Source organism: Streptomyces sp. NBC_00457 (assembly GCF_036014015.1).
GTDB lineage: Bacteria > Actinomycetota > Actinomycetes > Streptomycetales > Streptomycetaceae > Streptomyces.
The window spans coordinates 8,229,318-8,248,086 of sequence record NZ_CP107905.1; the positions used below are offsets into that span (position 1 = coordinate 8,229,318).

The following is an 18,769-nucleotide window of genomic DNA, read 5'->3' on the forward strand; positions in this document are numbered from 1 at the left end:
TTGGATGATGCGGCGCCTTCGGAGTGTCACCAGTGGGAAACAGCACGTCAATCGGTAGGCATGAGATGAAGGGTGGCGAAAGTTTCGGTCGCTTTCGCCAGGGACACGGCAACCTCTTGCGGTCGCGGCGGCGACTGCATCGCGTCCCCATCCCCCAGGAAAGGAACGCCCAGTGCGGCTCAGCACCGGACGCCACCGCAGGACGCGCACCCTCTCGATCGCGGCGGCGGTGGCCGTCTCCGCCGGCGCCGGCGGCGTCTACCTCGGACTGTCGAACGGCGGCGCCCAGGCGGCCGCGACGACCGTCACCGTCTCCAGCACCGCCCAGCTGGAGTCGGCCGTCGCCCGCGCCGCCGCGGGCACCGTCATCCAGGTGCGCGCCGGCACGTACTACCCGACGGCCACCCTCAAGTCCGCGGCCGACGGCACCGGTTCGAACCGCATCACGCTGCGGGCCTACGGCAGCGAGAAGGTGAAGATCGACGGCTCCAAGCTGCCCGACGGCTCCTGGCTGGCCGGGATCTACGGTGACTACTGGACCGTGCAGAACCTCACCTTCCAGAACTCCCCGGCCCAGGGCTTCGTCGCCACGTCGTCCGTGGGCGGCGTCTTCAAGAACCTGGTCACCGCGAACAACGGCGACTCCGGATTCACCCTGCGCGGCGACGGCACGAGCGACAACCTCGTGCAGAACCTGGACAGTCACGGCAACTACGACCCGGCCGGGCACGGCCAGAACGCCGACGGGATCGCCGTGAAGTTCGGCTCCGGTACGGGCAACAGGATCACGGGCGCTCGCCTCTACAACAATTCCGATGACGGGCTCGACCTGTGGCAGTTCTCCTCGCCGGTCACCATCGACCACGCGTGGGCCTTCGGCAACGGCAAGAACCGGTGGGGCGACTCCGCGTTCGAGGGCAACGGCAACGGGTTCAAGCTGGGCGGCGGTGGCGCCACGGTCGCGCATGTCGTCAACAACAACGCGGCCTGGGACAACACGCTGCACGGCTTCACCGAGAACTCCAACACCGGCGCGATGGCGCTGCACCGCAACACCGCGTACGCCAATGCCGAGGCCGGGTTCTACTTCGCCACAGGTAAGGCGCGGCTGGCGCGGAATCTGGCGGTGGGCAACAAGGGCGGGCTGTCGAAGGTGGGTTCCCGCACGGTGTGCGCCGCGAACAACTGGGACAGCGGGGTGAGTACGCCGGGCTTCAAGTCGACGGATGCGGCTACGGCGTACGGGGCGCGTAAGGCGGACGGCTCGCTGCCTGCGACGACCTTTCTGACGACGGGTTCTACGGCGATCGGGTCGCCGATGAACTGAACGGGCCGGGCACACGGAAAGGCCCCGCCGGTCGTCACCGGCGGGGCCTCTCTTGCTTTGCCGAGGGGGGCTCAGGCCGGCGACTGCTGATCGAGGGGGGCTCAGATCAGCAGGTCTATGCAGTCGAACGACGTGCCCGGGCTGAGGTAGGCCGAGCCGGTCGAACCACTGACGATGTTGAGCTTCAGGACGTTGTACTGACTCACGTCCGTCTTCCACGCACTACTAGGGACGTTGAACGTGAACGAGTGGTTGTGTCCCCTGTACGAACCTGTGGTGAGAGAGCGCGTAGTTGGCTGAGTGGGGGCGGTGGGGATGGCCGAAACCCAGTCGTTCACGGTCACCCGCGGCCGACCGTTGATGTAGGCCGTGGTGACGCCGACGCGCAGGGTGTGCGCGGAGGCGGCCTGCTCCTCGGTCAGCTTGAAGTAGACGAGGACGCCGTCGTTGACGTCCTTCCACATGTACGCCGGGAAGGACGCGGCCTCGCTGCCGCTGCCGATCGTGACGTTGCCCGTCCACTTCGCCGCGCGGGCGTCGGACGGATGCGCGTACGTCATCAGCTCGGCGTTCTTGAACTCGCCGGGTGTGCCGTCCCAGTCGCCGAGCCGCCAGACGGCCGGCGCAGCGGAGGGGTCGCCGGTGAGGGTGAGGGTGTTGAGCGCCGTGGAGCCGCCCGCCGTCACCTTCACTTCCCGGGTGTGGACGGCGAGTTCGCCCTTGTAGACGGTCAGTGTGTACGTCCCCGGCAGCATCCCCTTGCAGGAGAAGGCGCCGGTGCCGGCGGCGGCCTTCGTCCAGTACTGGGCGTCCTTGTTGGCGAAGCCCACCGTGTAGGCGTACGTGGCGTCCATGCCCTTCAGGCCGACGCCCGCCACCTTGCCGCGGCCCGCCTTGCCGACCCAGCCGGTGATGCCGAGGCCGTCGACCCAGGAGGTGTCGAGGTTCGCGTGGAACAGCGAGGACGCGGGGGCGCCGCCGTCCGTGAAGGACAGGACGTAGGGGCCCTGGAGACCGAAGCGCTGGGCCTCCGTCTGCGACTGGTTGTAGTGCAGGATCTCGTAGAGGCCGACGCCGAGGTCGTTCGAGTGGCGCAGCAGTGAGCGGTAGAACGGGCCGCCGGACGCCTTCTCATGGTTGGAGCGGACCAGCCAGAGGCCGACGGAGCCGGTGGTGAAGCCGACGTGGTCGTAGTCGATGACCCGCTTGCCCGAGTAGTGCTTGGAGTGGGTCGTGCCGTCCGCGCGCTGCCAGACGTCTCCCGCCTCGATGACCTTGTCCGAGGCCTCGATCCAGGTGTCCGGGCCCTCGTTCGGGAAGATCCCGGGCTTGAGCCGGACGATGTAGCGGGTCGCGGTGAAGGAGGCGTCCGCCTTGTCGGTCCACAGGTAGACGTTGTTCTGGCCGCTGCGGGCCGCGTACCACTGGGTGATCGCGCCGTGCACGGCCTTCACGAGGATCGTCGACCCGGATTGCCTGATTGTGACCGTCGACGCGCCGAGGCCGGACTCGACGTGCGAGTGCCTGCCGCCGTACCCCTCGTACTCCTTGCCCTTGTGGACCAGGGACGTGATGTCGCCGGTCGACTTCGAGACCTTGAAGACCAGCGAGGCGCCCGTGTCGATCACGTAGTTCGAGCCGTCGTCCTTGTAGCCGAAGGTCGCCGCGGACGCGGACGGGAGGAGGCCGGTGCCGCCCGCGACGGCGGCGCCGGTGGCGGCGACACCGATCGCCGAGGCCCCGAGCACGCGTCTGCGTGTGAGGTGCTTCTTGTGCGTGCTCAAGGGGTCAGGCCCTTCGTGCTGGGATCCTTACGTCTCCCGGTCGCCACGCGTGCGGGAAAGGTTGCCGCGTCCTCGGAACTTTTTTACGAGTCGCCTTCGGACGCCGACTCGTCGCCCTCGTGCGGGGCGAAGTCGCCTGCCACGGACAGCTGCTGGTCCCCTGCGGTGGCCGTCGCCGCGTAGCCGTCGTCCCCCGCGTCGCGCCCGCCGCGCTCATGGTTGTACTGGCCGGCGAACACCCACTCGCCCTTCGGGACCGTACGGCCCTCCTTGAGGACCCAGGTGTAGACGAGGAAGCCGTCCTGCTCGCCGGCGGTGAGGGTGAAGTCCTGCTCGGGCAGTGCGCGCCAGGCGCCGGTGGAGCTCACCCCGCCGGTCTGCTTCACCTTCAACTGGACGGTCAGCGCGGTGAGTTGCTCGTCGGTCCGGACGGTCACATTGCTCTGCGCCCAGAAGTCGTTGCTGTGCGGGTCGACCGAGCCGTCCGACCAGAGCGGGCCGTCCTTCTCGCCGTTCGCGGGCGCCAGGGTGGTGGCGGGCGCGGAGGGGGACGCCGACTCGGGGGTGCTCGGTTGCCCGGACTTCGGCGGCGCGCTCCGCGTCGGGTCCACCGGCGGGACGGGGGCGCGGCTCGTCGCGTCCGGCGACGGCGTGGGAGTCGCCGAGACGGCGACCTCCTGCTGCGGGGAGGGTTCGTCCTTCACGGCGGAGGCGACCGCGTACCCGCCGACCGCCAGCACGCTCGCGACCGCCGCGGTGGCGCTGACCACCCGCACCCAGCCGAAGACCGGCGGACGGGTGGCCCGGTGGTCCGGCCGGGTCTGCTCGGTCATGCCACGCTCGACGCGGGCCAGGATGCGCGCGCGGTCGGGCTCGTGCTGTCCGGCCGCCTCGTGCAGCCGGGCGCGCAGTTCGTCGTGCACGTCCCGCCGCATGGTCATCGGTTCCTCCCTCCGGCGTCACTGGTGCGTGCCATCGCCGCGTGCACCCTGGGCGGAGCACCCTGTGTGCCGAGCAGTTTCTGCAGCTCGGCCATTCCCTTCGAGGTCTGGCTCTTCACCGTACCCACCGAGATCCCCAGGGCGAGCGCCGTGTCCTTCTCCGAGAGGTCGAAAGCATGCCGCAGCACCACACAGGCCCGTTTGCGGAACGGAAGTCTACGCAACGCCTCTTGGACATCGACCACGCCCGCGACGTCCGGGTTCTCGGTCTTCTCCTCGCGCTGCGACCAGAACAGGGCGACCCGCCGCCGTTCGCGGACCGCGCTGCGGATCCGGGTACGGGCGAGGTTGGCGACGACTCCGCGGGCGTAGGCCACCGGATGATCGGCGGCGCGTACCCGGTCCCAGCGGTGCCACAGCGCCAGCAGCGCGTCCGCCGCCAGATCGTCGGCGGCGTCCGACTCACCCGTCAAAAGGTGGGCGAGACGGGACAGTTCGGCGTAGTGGCGCTCGAAGAAGGCATGGAACTCCACGGAGGCTGCGTCGTCGACGACTGTGCCCACGGGCGACCTCTCCTGGCTCTGCGTGGCATGTGGAAGACGTGTGATCGTCCGGAGATCATCCGGTCGAGATGCGGAAGCCTAGCAGTGATCGAACACGTGATTCGTACGAGGCTTCGAACACCGTGTGGCAGGTCGCACGGTGAGCAGCTCCGATTCCGTAACACGGGGAAAACCTGAAACGGGTTCGGCAGGGGAACAATCCAGCCAGCATCCGCACACTGATCAATCAGGCAGCAAGGAGTCCGTGTCCATGACCGATTCGCAGAAGGTGGCCGACCGGCCAAGCCCCGCGCCCTCCGCGGTGAGCAGCCTCGACCGGTACTTCAAGATCTCCGAACGGGGCTCCACCTTCGGCCGTGAGATACGCGGCGGCTTCGCCACGTTCTTCACCATGGCCTACATCCTTGTCCTGAACCCGATCATCCTCGGCAGCGCCAAGGACAAGTTCGGCGAACAGCTCGACCCCGTCCAACTCACCACCGCCACCGCCCTGGTGGCCGCGGTGATGACGATCATCATGGGCATCGGCGGCAACCTGCCGCTCGCCCTCGCCGCCGGCCTCGGCCTCAACGCGGTCGTCGCCTTCCAGATCGCCCCGCTGATGAGCTGGGACGACGCGATGGGCCTCATCGTCCTCGAAGGCCTGCTGATCTGCGTGTTGGTGCTGACCGGCCTGCGCGAGGCCGTCATGCACGCGATTCCGCAGCCGCTGAAGCAGGCGATCAGCGTCGGTATCGGCCTGTTCATCGCGTTCATCGGCTTCGTCGACGCCGGCTTCGTCACCCGCATCCCCGACGCCGCCAACACGACCGTGCCGGTTCAGCTCGGCGGCACCGGCTCGCTGACCGGGTGGCCGATCCTCGTCTTCTGCCTCGGAGTTCTGCTCACCATCGCGCTGCTCGCCCGGAAGGTGAAGGGCGCGATCCTGATCAGCATCGTCGCCATGACGGTCGTCGCGCTCATCATCAACTCGATCGCCGACGTCAAGGCCTGGGGGCTGACCACGCCCGAGTGGCCCGACAAGATCGTCGACACCCCCGACTTCGGACTCATCGGCCAGTTCAGCCTGTTCGGCGCGTTCAGCGCGACCGACGTGGGTGTCATCACGGTCATCCTGCTGATCTTCACGCTGATCCTGTCGGACTTCTTCGACACCATGGGCACGGTCGTCGGCATCAGCGCGGAGGCGGGCCTCCTGGACGAGCAGGGCAAGGTCCCGAACCTCGGCCGGGTCCTGCTCATCGACGGTGCGGCCGCGGTCGCCGGCGGTGCGGCGTCCTCGTCCTCCGCGACGTCGTACATCGAGTCGGCGGCGGGCGTCGGCGAGGGATCGCGCACGGGCTTCTCGAACCTGGTCACCGGTGGGCTCTTCGCGCTCGCCCTGTTCCTCACGCCGCTGCTGACGATCGTGCCGCTTCAGGCGGCGGCGCCTGCGCTGGTCGCCGTGGGGTTCCTGATGATGACCCAGGTCAAGCACATCGACTGGGACAAGTACGAGATCGCGATACCGGCGTTTCTCACCATCGCCGTGATGCCCTTCACGTACTCGATCACCAATGGGATCGGGGCGGGGTTCTTGGCGTATGTGGTGATCAAGTCGGTGCTGGGGAAGGCGAAGGAGGTTCACTGGTTGCTGTGGGGGGCGTCGGCGTTGTTCCTGGTGTACTTCGCTATTGACCCTATTGAGCAGATTCTCGGCGTGTGAAGTGAGGTTTTGCTGCGCGGTCGGGTGCGGGCTCGTCGTGGCTGGTCGCGCAGTTCCCCGCGCCCCTGACGGGGCGCTTACTCGACCGCTGCTTCCATCATTGCCTTGGCTATCGGGGCCGCCAAGCCGTTGCCGCTTACTTCGGAGCGGGCCGCGTCCGACTGTTCGACTATCACCGCTACGGCTACTTCCTTGTCCCCGGACTTGGCGTAGGAGGTGAACCAGGCGTACGGCGTCTGGCTGTTGTTCTCGCCGTGCTGGGCCGTGCCGGTCTTGCCGCCTACCGTGGCGCCCGATATCTGGGCGTTGGTGCCGGTGCCCTTGGAGACGACCGTTTCCATGGCGGACTGCAGTTGTTCGGCCGTGTCGTCGCTGACGATGCGGGTGGTGTTGGTGTTGTCGTCGTAGTTCTCCAGAGCGTCGCCGCCGCTGTCGGTGATCTCGGAGACCATGTGGGGGGTGACCAGCTCGCCGCCGTTGGCTATGGCGGCGGACACCATGGCCATCTGCAGCGGTGTGGCCGTGACGTCGAACTGGCCGATGCCCGTCAGGGCGGTCTGCGCCTCGTCCATGCCGGACGGGTAGACGCTGGGATAGGCCCGCACCGGCACGTCCTGGGTCTCGTCGTTGAAGCCGAACTTCTCGGCCATCGCCTTCACCTTGTCCTGGCCGAGGTCGACGGCCATCTTGCCGAAGACGTTGTTGCAGGAGTACTGCAGCGCGGTGCGGATGGTGGCGTTCTCGCAGGGCGCGGACGCGTTCTCGTTGTCCAGGGTCCTCGTCGTGCCCGGCAGGGGGTACGGGTTGGGGCTGTCCGTCTTCTCGTCGACCGACGAGTACAGCCCGTCCTCCAGCGCGGCAGCCGCGACGACCAGCTTGAAGGTGGAGCCCGGCGGCAGGGGTTGGCGCAGGGCGCGGTTCGTGAGCGGCTTGTCGGAGTCCGCGTTGAGCTTCTTCCAGGCCGCTCCGGCGGTGCCCGCGTCCGTCAGCGACGTCGGGTCGTACGACGGGGTCGACACGACCGCCAGGATCTTGCCGGTCGTCGGGTCGATCGCGACGGCCGCGCCCTTCGTGTCGCCGAGCGCGTCGTACCCCGCCTTCTGCACGGCCGGGTCGATCGTCGTGACCACGTTGCCCGGGTCGGCCCGCTTGTCGGTGACCGTGTCCATCAAGGTCTTCAGCCGGGTGTCCGTGCCGTTGAGCAGGTCCCCGTAGATGCCCTCCAGCTGCGTGGGCGCGTAGCTCTGCGAGGCGTAGCCCGTCACCGCGGCGTACAGCTCGCCGTCGGTGTACGTGCGTTTGTACGCGAGGTCGCTGCCCTTCGTCGGTGCCGAGCCGGTGATCGCGTCGCCGGCCACGATGATGTTCCCGAGCGGCGACGAGTACGTCTCGATCGCGTTCCGCCGGTTCTTGCTGTCGTCCGCGAGTGCCTGGCCGTCGTAGAACTGCACCCAGGTCGCCCTGATCAGCAGAGCGAACACCAGCAGCAGCGTGAAGACCGATACACGCCTGATCGTCTTGTTCATCCCGCCAAGAAGACGAACGAGGCCTTGCGGAGGGTTCCGTTCCGCCCGCTTTTCTCATCGGGTGTTCATGAAGCCGGCCGGGGTGACTTCAGGAACCCCGCCTCGTACGCGGCGATCACCGCCTGCGTACGGTCCCGCGTGCCGGTCTTCGCCAGGACCGCCGCCACGTGCGTCTTCACGGTGGCCGGGCCGACCTCCATGCGCCGCGCGATCTCCGCGTTGGTCAGCCCGGCCGCCATGAGCCGCAGCACCTCGCTCTCCCGGCCGGTGAGCTTCGCCACCCAGGCGGGTGGAGCGGGGTGCACGCGCGCGTGCTCGGTGGCGAGGGTCCGTACGGCGGACGGGAACAGCAGGGTGTCGCTGCGCGCGACCAGCCGTACCGCCTGCACGAGCGTGTCGGCGTCCGCCCGCTTCAGCAGGAACCCGGCGGCTCCGGCGCGCAGGGCGTCGTACACATAGGAGTCGTTCTCGAAGGTGGTGACGACGACGATCCGGGGTGGTGCGTCGAGCGTGGCGAGGATCTGTTCGGTGGCCCTGATGCCGGTTGCCTCCGGCATGCGGACGTCCATGAGGACTACGTCGGGTTGGAGGTTCCGTACGACCGAGACCGCCTCCGCGCCGGTTGCCGCCTCGCCGATGACCTCCATGTCCGGTTCTGCGGAGAGGATCGCGCGTAGGGCGGTGCGGACCATGCGCTCGTCGTCGGCGAGGACGACACGGATCGTCGGTGGGCCGGTCACGTGGGGCCCTTTCTTGGCAGGCGTACGTGTAGGCGCCAGGTGTCCTCGGTGGGGCCTGCGTGGGCGGTGCCGCCTAGTAGGTGGGCTCGGTCTCTTATGCCGGGAAGTCCATGGTGGCCGCCGGGACGGTGGTCGTCTGCGGGTTCGTTGTGGCTGGTCGCGCAGTTCCCCGCGCCCCTGCGGGGCGCTTCACCTGGGTCTCTCAATGGGTTCTCCAGGGTTATGTCCAGGTGCTCGCCTGCGGTCTTGATGTGGAGGGTCACTTGCTTGTCGGCGGCGTGCTTTAGGGCGTTGCTCAGGCCCTCCTGCACGATGCGGTACGCCTCGCGGGAGACGACCGGTGGGAGGGTCTCGGGGGCGACGTCGATCACGTCCCTGATGCGTAGGCCGGTCGCGCGTGTGCGGCGTAGGAGGTCGTCCAGGTCGGCGGCGAGCGTCGGCGCCGGAACGGTCGAGTCGCCGTTGCGCAACACGCCCAGAACTGCGTCGCACTCGTCGAGGAAGGGCTCACGCTCGGTGTCGGCGGCCGTGGACACGCTCCCGCCGAGCGTCCTCACGAGGAGCTGCAACGGAAACCCGGTCATGATCGGCGCGAGCAGCCCGGTCGCGACCCACACCGGAAACGCCAGCAGCCACGCGGGCACCCGCAGCCCCCACGGCCGGGTCAGCACCAGCGCCAGCACGATGACGGCGCTGTCCAGCACCACGGAGACACTGTTGGCGACGGCCATGGACGTCCGGTGCTCCAGCAGCGAACTGCCGTCCGGAATCCCCACCCGGCTCCCGGCGACCCAGGCGACCTTGAGGGCGAGATACGGCACGCAGGAGACGACGGCGACGGCACGGAGGAGCCGGCGGGGCCTGGTGGCGACGAGTGACGTGGTCATGCGTCCACGCTCCCGTGCGGAGCCCGACCGGCACGTCCTGCGCCACGACGATCCGCCTCCGCCGCACGGGGGAGAAGCCTCAGCCCGAGATTCAGCCTCAGCCTCAGCCCTCCAGCATCAGAACGACCTCGTCGATCTCCTCGCCCCGCGCGTTCGCGAAGCCCCTTTCCCGGGCCGTCTCCCGGAAGCCGCACCGCTCCAGCACGCGCAGCGACCCCGCGTTGTCCGCCGCGGCCCGTGCGTACAGCGGGCGTTCAGGGGCCTGAGTCAGCAGCACCCGGAGGGCCGCCGTGGCGACACCCCGCCCCCAGTACGCCCGGTCGATCCAGTACGTCACCTCACGCTCGCCGGGCTCCCCGAACACCGACGCGTGCCCCACCACGTCACCGTCCAGCAGGACCGTGCGGTGGAGGACGCCGGCCAAGGACCGGATCCGCTTCCAGTGGGCGTCGAAGGCGTCCCGGTCGGTCGGGTCCTTCGGGGTGAAGGCCGCCATCCACAAGGCCTCGGGATCGTTCATCTGCCGGTAGAAGACGGGCAGATCGCTGTCGTGAACCTCGCGGAGTTCCACATCCATGGGGTCAGAGCCTACGGGTCGCCAGTGTCAGCCGGTCCCGCGCGTCGAACAGCGCGTCCTTCACCATCTGCTCATGGGCGGGCGTCAGCCGCGCCACCGGTACCGAGCAGCTGATCGCGTCCCGCGCCGGGGTGCGGTACGGGATCGCGACGCCGAAGCAGCGCAGCCCCAGCGTGTTCTCCTCGCGGTCGACGGCGAAGCCCTGCTCCCGGACCTGGTGCAGCTCCTCGATGAGCTTCTCGCGGTCGGTGATCGTGTTCTCGGTGAGGGCGGGCAGCGTCTCCGGGAGCATCTTGCGGACCTGTTCGTCGGAGTACGTGCTCAGCAGCGCCTTGCCGAGGGAGGTGGAGTGGGCCGGGAGGCGGCGGCCGACCCTGGTGAAGGGGCGGAGGTAGTGCTGGGACTGGCGGGTGGCCAGATAGACGACGTTCGTGCCGTCCAGGCGGGCCAAGTGGATGGTTTCCGTCGTGTCGTCCGAGAGGCGGTCCAGCGTCGGACGGGCCGCCGCGACCACCTCGTCCCCGTCGATGTACGAGGTGCCGACCAGCAGCGCCCGTACGCCGATCCCGTACCGCGTGCCCGTCGCGTCCGTCTCCACCCAGCCCAGCTCGACCAGTGTGCGCAGCAGCATGTAGAGGCTGGACTTGGGGTATCCGACGGCCTCCTGGACCGCCGCGAGGGAGTGCATTCCCGGGCGTCCGGCGAAATACTCGAGCAGTTCAACCGTCCGCACCGCGGACTTGACCTGCGCTCCGCCCCCCGTCTCGCCAGCCGACATCGCCCTTGACCCCTTCGTTCGACGGGAAATAGTCTCCGACAGCATATTCACCATCAAAGACAGCGTTCAGCATATCGAACGACCCTGGTGAATGACCCAGTACTGCGGCATTACATGTGTGGAGGGACCCGCGGTGGCAGCAGCACCAGTCTGGAGTGTCGACCCCCGAACCGGGAAGCAGCGGGAACAGGTTGCGGTGGAGGCCACAGCCCAGGAGGTGGACGCCACTGTCCGCGCCGCGCACGACGCGCGCGGGGCCCTGGCCGACCGCACGGTCCGCTCGGCCTTCCTGCGGACCGCCGCCGACCGGCTCGAGGCGGCCAAGGACCAGCTCGTCGAGGCCGCCGACGCGGAGACCGCGCTCGGCCCGGTCCGGCTGACCGGGGAACTCGCCCGCACCTGCTACCAGCTGCGAGCCTTCGCCGACATCGTCGACGAGGGCGCCTTCCTCGACGTCGTCATCAACCACCCCGACGCCACCGCGACCCCGCCGATCCCGGACCTGCGCCGCTACAAGGTGCCCCTCGGCGTCGTCGCCGTCTACTCGGCGTCCAACTTCCCCTTCGCCTTCTCGGTCGCCGGCGGCGACACCGCGAGCGCGCTGGGCGCGGGCTGCCCGGTGGTCGTCAAGTCACACCCCGACCACCCGGGCCTGTCCGAGCTGGTCGCGGCCGTGCTGCGGTCCGCCGCCGCGGCGCACGACATCCCCGCGGGCGTCCTCGGCCTCGTCCACGGCTTCGAGGCGGGCATCGAGCTGATCAAGCACCCGCACGTCGCTGCCGCGGGCTTCACCGGTTCGATCCGGGGTGGCCGGGCCCTCTTCGACGCGGCTGCCGCGCGGCCGGTCCCGATCCCCTTCCACGGCGAGCTGGGCTCGCTGAACCCCGTCGTGATCACCGAGGCCGCCGCCGCCGAGCGGGCCGAGGCGATCGGTACGGGGCTCGCGGGCTCCATGACGCTGGGCGTCGGCCAGTTCTGCGTGAAGCCGGGGCTTGTGTTGGTGCCGTCCGGTGCGGCGGGCGACGGCCTGGTCAAGGCGCTCACGGACGCCGTCAGCGACACCGACGCCGGCGTCCTTCTCGACCACCGGATGCGGGACAACTTCGTCGCCGGGGTCGCCGAGCGTGCCGAGCTCCCCGACGTGGAGACCCCGGTGACGCCGGGCGCCGGGGGCGAGCACACCGTCAGCCCCGGCTTCCTGGCGGTCGCCGCCGAGAAGCTGACGAGCGAGGGCGCGTACGACCTGCTCCTGGAGGAGTGCTTCGGCCCGGTGACGGTGGTGGCCCGCTACGACGACGACGCGCAGGCGCAGGCAGTGCTGTCCCGCCTGCCCGGCAACCTCACGGCGACGGTTCATCTGTCGGCCGAGGAGGCGGCGGGTGAGGGCCGCGGCGCGGAGATCCTCGCGGAGCTGACACCGCTGGCCGGGCGTGTGCTGGTGAACGGATGGCCGACGGGTGTCGCCGTCGCGCCGGCCCAGCATCACGGTGGGCCATACCCGGCGACGACCTCGACGTCCACTTCCGTCGGCGGTACAGCGATCGAGCGCTGGATGAGGCCGGTCGCCTACCAGGGCGCCCCCGAGGCGCTGCTTCCTGCGGAGCTTCGGGACGAGAATCCGCTGGGGTTGCCTCGGCGGTTCAACGGGCGCTTGGAGCGGTAGCGCCGTTGGGGTGCGGGTTGTTCGCGGGCTGCGGGCCGGCTGTGGCTGGTCGCGCAGTTCCCCGCGCCCCTGAGTAGCTCCACCCGGCCTGAGACACTGGAGCGATGGACGTGGAACTTCCCGAACTGCCTTTCCCCCTCCGTACCTACGGGCCCGACGGGCATTGGGCCTACGAGGACGGCATTCTCAGTGGGTGGGCCGGGTCGCGGCAGGATCGGTTTGTGCCGCCCACCGGTGAGGGCCTGGACCCGGCGTCCGATGCGCCGCGGTTGTTGGGGGCGCCCGTGGGGGACTTTCAGCTGATCGCTCGGGTCACCGTCGGGTTTGCCGCGGCCTTTGACGCGGGGGTGTTGTACGTCCATGTCGGGGAGCGGGCCTGGGCGAAGTTGTGTCTGGAGTACTCTCCGGATGTGCCGACCGTGTGCACGGTGGTCACCCGGGGGCACTCCGATGACGCCAACTCCTTCACCGTGGAGGGCAGTTCGGTCTGGCTCCGGGTGAGCCGGACCGGCCGTTCCTTCGCCTTCCATGCCTCGCGTGACGGTGAACGCTGGACCTTCGTGCGGCTGTTCACGCTGGGCGACGCGGAGGAGACGGGCGCTGCCCTGGTCGGCTTCATGTCGCAGTCGCCGATGGGGGAGGGGTGTGTGGTGACGTACGACCACATCGAGTTCAGGCCGGACTGGCCGAAGGACCTGAGGGACGGCAGTTAGAGGCGCCGTCGCGGCGGAACCGTAGCGGGGGCCTGGCACGTCCTCGGTGGCATGATCAGGGAGCCGCTGACCGGGAACCGAGTGATCCGTACCGTCCTGCCCGCCGAGGCGGATACCGTCGCCGCGTTGCATGCGCGGGCCCGGGCGACGTACTACCCGGGCGGTGTCCCAGACGACGGCACCGACTGGGTCGCCGCCTGGCGGGGTGTGATCGGGCGGCCGGACGCCCATGTGCTGTGTGCCGTCGAGTGCGGCCGTATCGCCGGTGTCGCGTCCTTCCGCACTCCTGAGGGCGCCCCCGCGGAATCGGTCACGCTGTTCCAGTTCCATGTCGACCCCGATCACTGGGGGGCCGGCATCGGTACGGCCCTGCACACGGCCTGTGTCGAGCAGTGGCGGGTCGACGGCAAGCGCACCGGCGTACTCGATGTGCATGTCGACAACCAGCGGGCCCGGGCCTTCTACGGGCGCCGGGGCTGGGTCGCGGAGCCGTTCGACGGGAGCCGTCATCTGCGGCTGCACCTCATGATCGACGGGGAATGAAAACGGCCGCTTGAACGTTCACACACTCCGGCGGAGGGAGTCTCCGTTCCCGTAAGAGCTGGAGAGAGCCGAGACATGCGCGTCGAGATCTGGAGTGACATCGCCTGCCCCTGGTGCTACGTCGGCAAGGCCCGCTTCGAGAAGGCGCTCGCGGCCTTCCCGCACCGGGACCAGGTCGAGGTGGTGCACCGGTCCTTCGAGCTGGACCCCGGCCGGGCCAAGGGCGACACCCAGCCCGTGATCACGATGCTCACCAAGAAGTACGGCATGAGCGAGGCCCAGGCGCAGGCCGGTGAGGAGAACCTCGGTGCGCAGGCCGCCGCCGAAGGACTCGACTACCGCACCCGCGGCCGGGACCACGGCAACACCTTCGACCTGCACCGGCTGCTCCACTTCGCCAAGGAACAGGGCCGGCAGGACGAGCTGATCCAGGTCTTCTACCGGGCCAACTTCGCCGAGGAGCGCTCCCTCTTCACCGAGGGCGACGAGCGGCTGGTGGAGCTGGCCGTGGAGGCCGGGCTCCTCGCGGCCGATGTCCGCAAGATCCTCGCCGACCCGGAGGCCTACGCCGACGACGTCCGCGCCGACGAGCGCGAGGCCGCCGAACTGGGCGCGAACGGCGTGCCCTTCTTCGTTCTCGACCGCAAGTACGGGGTCTCCGGCGCCCAGCCCCCCGAGGCCTTCGCCCAGGCCCTGACCCAGGCGTGGGGCGAGCGGTCCCCGCTCAAGCTCGTCGGCGGGGGAGACGAGGCAGAGGCCTGCGGTCCCGATGGCTGCGCGGTGCCGCAACACTGACATCAGCCCTGAACTCGCAGGTCAGGGGCGACGTATAAGGGTTCCTTCGCGGTACCACGTAAAAATACGCAATGGACTACGACTTCATCGGGGCCCAGAGTGGAGCCATGGAGACCTTCGAGAGCCTGGTCCGTTCCGAGTTCGCCCCGAAGAGCACCTACCTCAACACCGCGAGCACCGGCCTGATGCCGGCCCGTACGGTGGCCGCCATGCAGGCTGCCGTGGAGGCTTCGGCAGCCGGGCGGCCGACCGACATGTTCGCCGACGTCGAGGCCGCCCGCGCCTCCTTCGCGCGCCTGACCCGGGTGCCCGGCCGCCGGGTGGCGGCGGGGGCCTCGGTCGCCGTCTACACCGGCCTGATCGCCGCCTCCCTGCCCGCGGGCGCCGAAGTCCTCACCGCCGAGGCCGACTTCAGCTCCACGGTGACCCCCTTCCACATCCGCGGCGACCTCAAGGTGCGCACGGTGCCGCTGGAGCGGATCGCCGACTCCGTGCGGCCCGGCACCGCGCTGGTCGCGGTGAGTGCCGCGCAGTCGGCCGACGGCCGGATCGCCGACCTGCCCGCGATCCGCGCCGCCGCGCACGAGCACGGGGCGCGCACCTACATCGACGCGTCCCAGGCCACCGGCTGGCTGGACCTCGACGCTAACGACTACGACTTCGTCTCCTCCGTCGCCTTCAAGTGGCTCGTCTGCCCGCGCGGCGTCGCCTTCCTGGTCGTCCCGGAGGACCTCGGCGGTCTCGCCCCGGTCTTCGCCGGCTGGGTCGCGGGAGAGGAGCCCTGGGACAGCTGCTACGGCCCCGTCGAGGAACTCGCCCACTCCGCACGGCGGTTCGACGAGAGCCCGGCACTCTTCGCCTACGCCGGCGCCCGCCACTCCCTCGCCTTGCTGGAGGAGATCGGCGTGGACGCCGTACGCGCCCACGACCTGGCCCTCGCCGACCGCTTCCGCACCGGTCTCGCCGCCCTCGGCCACGAACCCGTGCCCGCCCCCGGCTCGGCGATCGTCTCCGTGCCCGGACTCGGCCGCCGTCAGCCGGAGCTGAGCAGCGCCGGAATCGAGGTCTCCAACCGGGCGGGCAACCTGCGCGCAGCCTTCCATCTGTACAACACGACGACCGACGTCGACCGCCTGCTGGAGGCTCTGTCTTCCTGAACCACTGGCGCGGGCCCGCCGAGGACGCTAGGAAGGGGCATCAGGGGTGGTGGTGCCGTGGAGTCCACGGGCAATACGTCCGTCGAGCTGTCCGCAGACGCGGAGCTGCACCGGCGGCTGGTCTACGGGGACGAGTCCGCGCTGGCCGAGGCGTACACGGCGTACGGCGGCCTGGTGCGGCGCGTGGCCATGCGGGTCACCCGCAGTCCGGCCGCCGCGGAAGACGTGGCGCAGGAGGTCTTCGCCCAGCTGTGGAGCAGGCCGTACGCCTTCGACGCACGCCGTGGCTCGCTGCGCACCTGGCTGTCCATGCTGTCCCACCGGCGGGCCGTGGACTGGGTGCGCAGCGAGGCCCGGCACCGCAAGGACGCCCGCGCCGACGACTTGGCGCTGCACGCCATCCCCGACACCGGACCCGGCCCCGACGAGACGGTCGTCGACCGGGAGCGCTCCCTGCTGCTGCACTCCGCGCTCGCCGAACTACCGCAGCCGCAACGCGAGGTCGTCCACCTCGCCTACTTCGCCGGCCGCACCTACCGACAGGCCGCCGTGGAGCTGGGGATACCCGAGGGCACGGCCAAGACCCGGCTGCGCACCGCCCTGCGCACCTTGGCGGAAACTTTGGCCGACCCACCCGACCCGGCGCTCGAAAGGGGCGCATGATGGCGGGAGGGGTACTCGCAACGGACAGGCACCATGAACAGGCACGGGGAGGAGGCGCGCGATGACCGACGATCACGATGCGGTACGTGACCTGCTCGTCGCCTGGGGATTCGGCGTCCTCGACCCGGCCGACGAGCGGACGGTCCGGACGCACCTGGCCGGGTGCGAGAGCTGCGCGGCGGAGGCGGCACGGCTGCGGGAGACGGTACGACTCCTGGACGGGCCGCCGCTGAACGCTCCCGCACAGCCGGCCGACGGTGCGCTCTCCTTCGCCCTGCGCGCCCGCCCGGCCGCCTTCCGAGCCGCCGCGCACGCCGCCCCCTACGCCGCCGCCGTCGCCGGGCTCAAGGCCCTGCTGCCCGAGCTGGAGGGCCGGTGGGGCACACCGGTCGTGCACGACTGGGACGCGCACGCCACCGTCGCCCACCTCCTCGCCGCCGACGAACACCTGGCAGGCCGGCTGGGCGTCGAGGCGCGCGTGCCGCCCTCGCGGATCGAGGAGGGCGCGCCCTGGGAGGACGCCTGGAACCGCCGCACCGCCGATGTCATCGCCCACGAGCACGGCCGTACGCCCCAGGAGACCGTGGCCGACTGGGCCGCGCAGGCGGACGCGCTGCTCGGCACGCCCGAGGCCCGCGACGCCGAACTCGCCGCACGCGCCATGACGTTGATGGGGATGCGGCTGCCCGTCGCCGATCACTTCCTGGTGCGCGCCTTCGAGACGTGGATCCACACCGACGACATCGGCCGCGCCCTCGGCCTCGCCGTCCCGCCGCCGCCCCAGGAGCACTTGGGGCAGCTGGTCCGCCTCGCCGTCCGGGTCCTCGGCCTGTCCCTCGGACCCACCGCGCCCCCGGTGCTGTTCTCGGTCATCGGGGGCGAGGAGTGGGTGCTGGGCTCGGATGCCGAGCCCGTACAGGCCGAACTCACCCTCGACCCCGTCGACTTCTGCCTGCTCGTCGGCGGGCGGTACGCGCCTGAGACGGTGCCGAGGGGAGAAACGGGCGACGCGGCCGCCGTACGGAACGTACTGGAGCGGGCCGCGTCGCTGTCGTGGCTGTGAGATCACTTCACGGAGATCACTTCACCGGCGTGAAGTCCCTCGCGCCGATGAACTCCGGACGCCGGATCGGTGCCGCGAACGGCTCGACCGCCGCGTTCTCCACGCTGTTGAACACGATGAACACGTTGCTGCGCGGGAACGGCGTGATGTTGTCGCCCGACCCGTGCATGCAGTTGCAGTCGAACCAGGTCGCCGAACCAGCCCGGCCGGTGAACAGCTTGATGCCGTACTCACCGGCCATCGAGGTCAGCGCCTCGTCGGACGGGGTGCCCGCGTCCTGCATCTGGAGGGACTGCTTGTAGTTGTCCTTCGGCGTTGCCCCCGCGCACCCGAGGAACGTCTTGTGCGACCCCGGCATGATCATGAGGCCGCCGTTGGTGTCGTAGTTCTCGGTCAGCGCGATCGAGACGGACACCGTGCGCATGTTCGGCAGACCGTCCTCGGCGTGCCAGGTCTCGAAGTCGGAGTGCCAGTAGAAGCCGCTGGCCCCGAAGCCGGGCTTCACGTTGATCCGCGACTGGTGGACGTACACGTCCGAGCCGAGGATCTGCCGGGCCCGTCCGACGACCCGCTCGTCCCGCACCAGCGCGGCGAACACCTCGCTGATCCGGTGCACTTCGAAGACCGAGCGGATCTCCTGGGACTTGGGCTCGACGATGGACCGCTCGTCGGCGCGGATCGCCGGGTCGGTGACGAGCCGCTCCAGCTCCTGCCGGTAGACGGTGACTTCGTCGTCGGTGACGATCTGCTCGAGAGCGAAGAAGCCGTCCCGCTCGAACGCCTGGAGATCGGCCGCCGAGAAGGGTCCCGGCGTGCCGGGAGCCGACCAGACGACCGGGTCCTTGCGGGGGACGGCCACCTCGGCGGCGCCTCGGGTGGGGTACAGGTCCGTGATCGTGGTCATGGTCATGAGGTGTCAGCCCTCCTCGGTCAGCAGCGGGTATACGCCGTTCTCGTCATGGTCCTCCCGGCCGGTCACGGGCGGGTTGAAGACACAGATGCAGCGGAAGTCCTCCTTGATCCGCATCGTGTGCCGCTCGTGACCGTCGAGGAGGTACATGGTCCCGGGCGTGATCGTGTACTTCCGCCCGGTCTCGTCGTCGGTCAGCTCGGCCTCGCCCTGCACGCATACGACGGCCTCGATGTGGTTCGCGTACCACATCGACGTCTCCGTACCCGCGTACAGGATCGTCTCGTGCAGGGAGAAGCCGACCTTCTCCTTGGCGAGGACGATGCGCTTGCTCTCCCAGGTGCCGGACGCGGATTTCACATGCCGGTCGGTGCCTTCGATGTCCTTGAACGAACGGACGATCACGGTGCTGAACAGCTCCCTCTCTTAAGAGT

19 protein-coding genes are annotated in these 18,769 nt (G+C 69.6%); 9 read left to right on the forward strand and 10 right to left on the reverse strand.

Annotation, left to right across the window (positions count from 1 at the left end):
* Nucleotides 1-172 precede the first annotated feature (172 nt).
* Nucleotides 173-1,327 (forward strand): right-handed parallel beta-helix repeat-containing protein, encoded by a 1,155-nt coding sequence (locus tag OG828_RS37595; RefSeq protein WP_328503703.1) that lies wholly within the window; start codon nt 173-175, stop codon nt 1,325-1,327.
* Nucleotides 1,328-1,428: 101 nt separating this feature from the next.
* Here OG828_RS37595 and OG828_RS37600 read toward each other — a convergent pair whose 3' ends face one another.
* The 3 genes from OG828_RS37600 to OG828_RS37610 form a co-directional block, all read right to left on the reverse strand.
* On the reverse strand, nt 1,429-3,111 hold the full coding sequence (locus OG828_RS37600; RefSeq protein ID WP_328503704.1) for a rhamnogalacturonan lyase B N-terminal domain-containing protein: 1,683 nt from the start codon (nt 3,109-3,111) through the stop codon (nt 1,429-1,431).
* 83 nt (nt 3,112-3,194) lie between these two features.
* Complete coding sequence (locus OG828_RS37605; protein WP_328503705.1) at nt 3,195-4,052, reverse strand: hypothetical protein; 858 nt, start codon at nt 4,050-4,052, stop codon at nt 3,195-3,197.
* A complete protein-coding gene (locus OG828_RS37610) occupies nt 4,049-4,615 on the reverse strand; it encodes a SigE family RNA polymerase sigma factor (protein WP_328366961.1) in 567 nt (188 codons plus the stop codon). The genes OG828_RS37605 and OG828_RS37610 overlap by 4 nt, the downstream gene beginning before the upstream one ends.
* 250 nt (nt 4,616-4,865) lie before the next feature.
* On the opposite strand from OG828_RS37610, the gene OG828_RS37615 reads away from it, so the two are divergent.
* On the forward strand, nt 4,866-6,320 hold the full coding sequence (locus OG828_RS37615) for an NCS2 family permease (protein WP_328503706.1): 1,455 nt from the start codon (nt 4,866-4,868) through the stop codon (nt 6,318-6,320).
* Between the two features lie 77 nt (nt 6,321-6,397).
* Here OG828_RS37615 and OG828_RS37620 read toward each other — a convergent pair whose 3' ends face one another.
* The 5 genes from OG828_RS37620 to OG828_RS37640 all read right to left on the reverse strand — a co-directional run bounded on the left by OG828_RS37620 (nt 6,398) and on the right by OG828_RS37640 (nt 10,828).
* The gene (locus OG828_RS37620) at nt 6,398-7,846 is read right to left on the reverse strand and encodes a peptidoglycan D,D-transpeptidase FtsI family protein (RefSeq protein WP_328503707.1); all 1,449 of its coding nucleotides are present in this window, start codon (nt 7,844-7,846) and stop codon (nt 6,398-6,400) included.
* A gap of 65 nt (nt 7,847-7,911) precedes the next feature.
* On the reverse strand, nt 7,912-8,586 hold the full coding sequence (locus OG828_RS37625; RefSeq protein ID WP_328503708.1) for a response regulator transcription factor: 675 nt from the start codon (nt 8,584-8,586) through the stop codon (nt 7,912-7,914).
* Nucleotides 8,583-9,473: a sensor histidine kinase gene (locus OG828_RS37630; RefSeq protein ID WP_328503709.1), complete on the reverse strand. Its 891-nt coding sequence runs from the start codon at nt 9,471-9,473 to the stop codon at nt 8,583-8,585. The genes OG828_RS37625 and OG828_RS37630 overlap by 4 nt, the downstream gene beginning before the upstream one ends.
* 103 nt (nt 9,474-9,576) lie before the next feature.
* Entirely contained in the window at nt 9,577-10,050 is a 474-nt protein-coding gene (locus tag OG828_RS37635; RefSeq protein WP_328503710.1) for a GNAT family N-acetyltransferase, read from the reverse strand.
* A gap of 4 nt (nt 10,051-10,054) precedes the next feature.
* Nucleotides 10,055-10,828, reverse strand: a complete 774-nt coding sequence (locus tag OG828_RS37640) for an IclR family transcriptional regulator (RefSeq protein WP_030956770.1) — start codon at nt 10,826-10,828, stop codon at nt 10,055-10,057.
* 133 nt (nt 10,829-10,961) lie between these two features.
* Between OG828_RS37640 and OG828_RS37645 the strand changes: the two genes are divergently transcribed.
* The 7 genes from OG828_RS37645 (at nt 10,962) to OG828_RS37675 (ending at nt 17,425) form a co-directional block, all read left to right on the forward strand.
* Nucleotides 10,962-12,491, forward strand: a complete 1,530-nt coding sequence (locus OG828_RS37645) for an aldehyde dehydrogenase (NADP(+)) (protein WP_328441293.1) — start codon at nt 10,962-10,964, stop codon at nt 12,489-12,491.
* A 104-nt stretch (nt 12,492-12,595) separates the two neighbouring features.
* Complete coding sequence (locus OG828_RS37650; protein ID WP_328503711.1) at nt 12,596-13,204, forward strand: DUF1349 domain-containing protein; 609 nt, start codon at nt 12,596-12,598, stop codon at nt 13,202-13,204.
* Nucleotides 13,205-13,255: 51 nt separating this feature from the next.
* Nucleotides 13,256-13,747 carry a GNAT family N-acetyltransferase gene (locus tag OG828_RS37655; protein WP_328503712.1) on the forward strand — a complete coding sequence of 164 codons (492 nt, stop codon included), beginning with the start codon at nt 13,256-13,258 and terminating at the stop codon, nt 13,745-13,747.
* Between the two features lie 75 nt (nt 13,748-13,822).
* On the forward strand, nt 13,823-14,542 hold the full coding sequence (locus OG828_RS37660; RefSeq protein WP_328441294.1) for a DsbA family oxidoreductase: 720 nt from the start codon (nt 13,823-13,825) through the stop codon (nt 14,540-14,542).
* 71 nt (nt 14,543-14,613) lie between these two features.
* Nucleotides 14,614-15,699, forward strand: coding sequence for an aminotransferase class V-fold PLP-dependent enzyme (locus OG828_RS37665; RefSeq protein ID WP_328503713.1), 1,086 nt, complete (start codon nt 14,614-14,616; stop codon nt 15,697-15,699).
* Nucleotides 15,700-15,756: 57 nt separating this feature from the next.
* A complete protein-coding gene (locus OG828_RS37670) occupies nt 15,757-16,362 on the forward strand; it encodes an RNA polymerase sigma factor (RefSeq protein ID WP_328367002.1) in 606 nt (201 codons plus the stop codon).
* A 61-nt stretch (nt 16,363-16,423) separates the two neighbouring features.
* Nucleotides 16,424-17,425 (forward strand): maleylpyruvate isomerase family mycothiol-dependent enzyme, encoded by a 1,002-nt coding sequence (locus OG828_RS37675; protein WP_328503714.1) that lies wholly within the window; start codon nt 16,424-16,426, stop codon nt 17,423-17,425.
* A gap of 16 nt (nt 17,426-17,441) precedes the next feature.
* Here the strand turns inward: OG828_RS37675 and thpD are convergent, their stop codons facing one another.
* Both thpD and OG828_RS37685 read right to left on the reverse strand, forming a co-directional pair.
* Nucleotides 17,442-18,335, reverse strand: coding sequence for an ectoine hydroxylase (gene thpD, locus OG828_RS37680; protein WP_328441297.1), 894 nt, complete (start codon nt 18,333-18,335; stop codon nt 17,442-17,444).
* 6 nt (nt 18,336-18,341) lie between these two features.
* Complete coding sequence (locus OG828_RS37685) at nt 18,342-18,740, reverse strand: ectoine synthase (protein ID WP_328367011.1); 399 nt, start codon at nt 18,738-18,740, stop codon at nt 18,342-18,344.
* Between the last annotated feature and the right edge of the window lie 29 nt (nt 18,741-18,769).

Bases quoted from the DNA above. Each gene is read 5' to 3' on its own strand.
- OG828_RS37665 (WP_328503713.1), top strand. From the start codon at position 14,614: ATGGACTACGACTTCATCGGGGCCCAGAGTGGAGCCATGGAGACCTTC.
- OG828_RS37605 (WP_328503705.1), bottom strand. From the start codon at position 4,052: ATGACCATGCGGCGGGACGTGCACGACGAACTGCGCGCCCGGCTGCAC.
- OG828_RS37655 (WP_328503712.1), top strand. From the start codon at position 13,256: ATGATCAGGGAGCCGCTGACCGGGAACCGAGTGATCCGTACCGTCCTG.
- OG828_RS37650 (WP_328503711.1), top strand. From the start codon at position 12,596: ATGGACGTGGAACTTCCCGAACTGCCTTTCCCCCTCCGTACCTACGGG.
- OG828_RS37630 (WP_328503709.1), bottom strand. From the start codon at position 9,473: ATGACCACGTCACTCGTCGCCACCAGGCCCCGCCGGCTCCTCCGTGCC.
- OG828_RS37615 (WP_328503706.1), top strand. From the start codon at position 4,866: ATGACCGATTCGCAGAAGGTGGCCGACCGGCCAAGCCCCGCGCCCTCC.
- OG828_RS37635 (WP_328503710.1), bottom strand. From the start codon at position 10,050: ATGGATGTGGAACTCCGCGAGGTTCACGACAGCGATCTGCCCGTCTTC.
- OG828_RS37620 (WP_328503707.1), bottom strand. From the start codon at position 7,846: ATGAACAAGACGATCAGGCGTGTATCGGTCTTCACGCTGCTGCTGGTG.
- OG828_RS37640 (WP_030956770.1), bottom strand. From the start codon at position 10,828: ATGTCGGCTGGCGAGACGGGGGGCGGAGCGCAGGTCAAGTCCGCGGTG.
- OG828_RS37660 (WP_328441294.1), top strand. From the start codon at position 13,823: ATGCGCGTCGAGATCTGGAGTGACATCGCCTGCCCCTGGTGCTACGTC.
- OG828_RS37675 (WP_328503714.1), top strand. From the start codon at position 16,424: ATGACCGACGATCACGATGCGGTACGTGACCTGCTCGTCGCCTGGGGA.
- thpD (WP_328441297.1), bottom strand. From the start codon at position 18,335: ATGACCATGACCACGATCACGGACCTGTACCCCACCCGAGGCGCCGCC.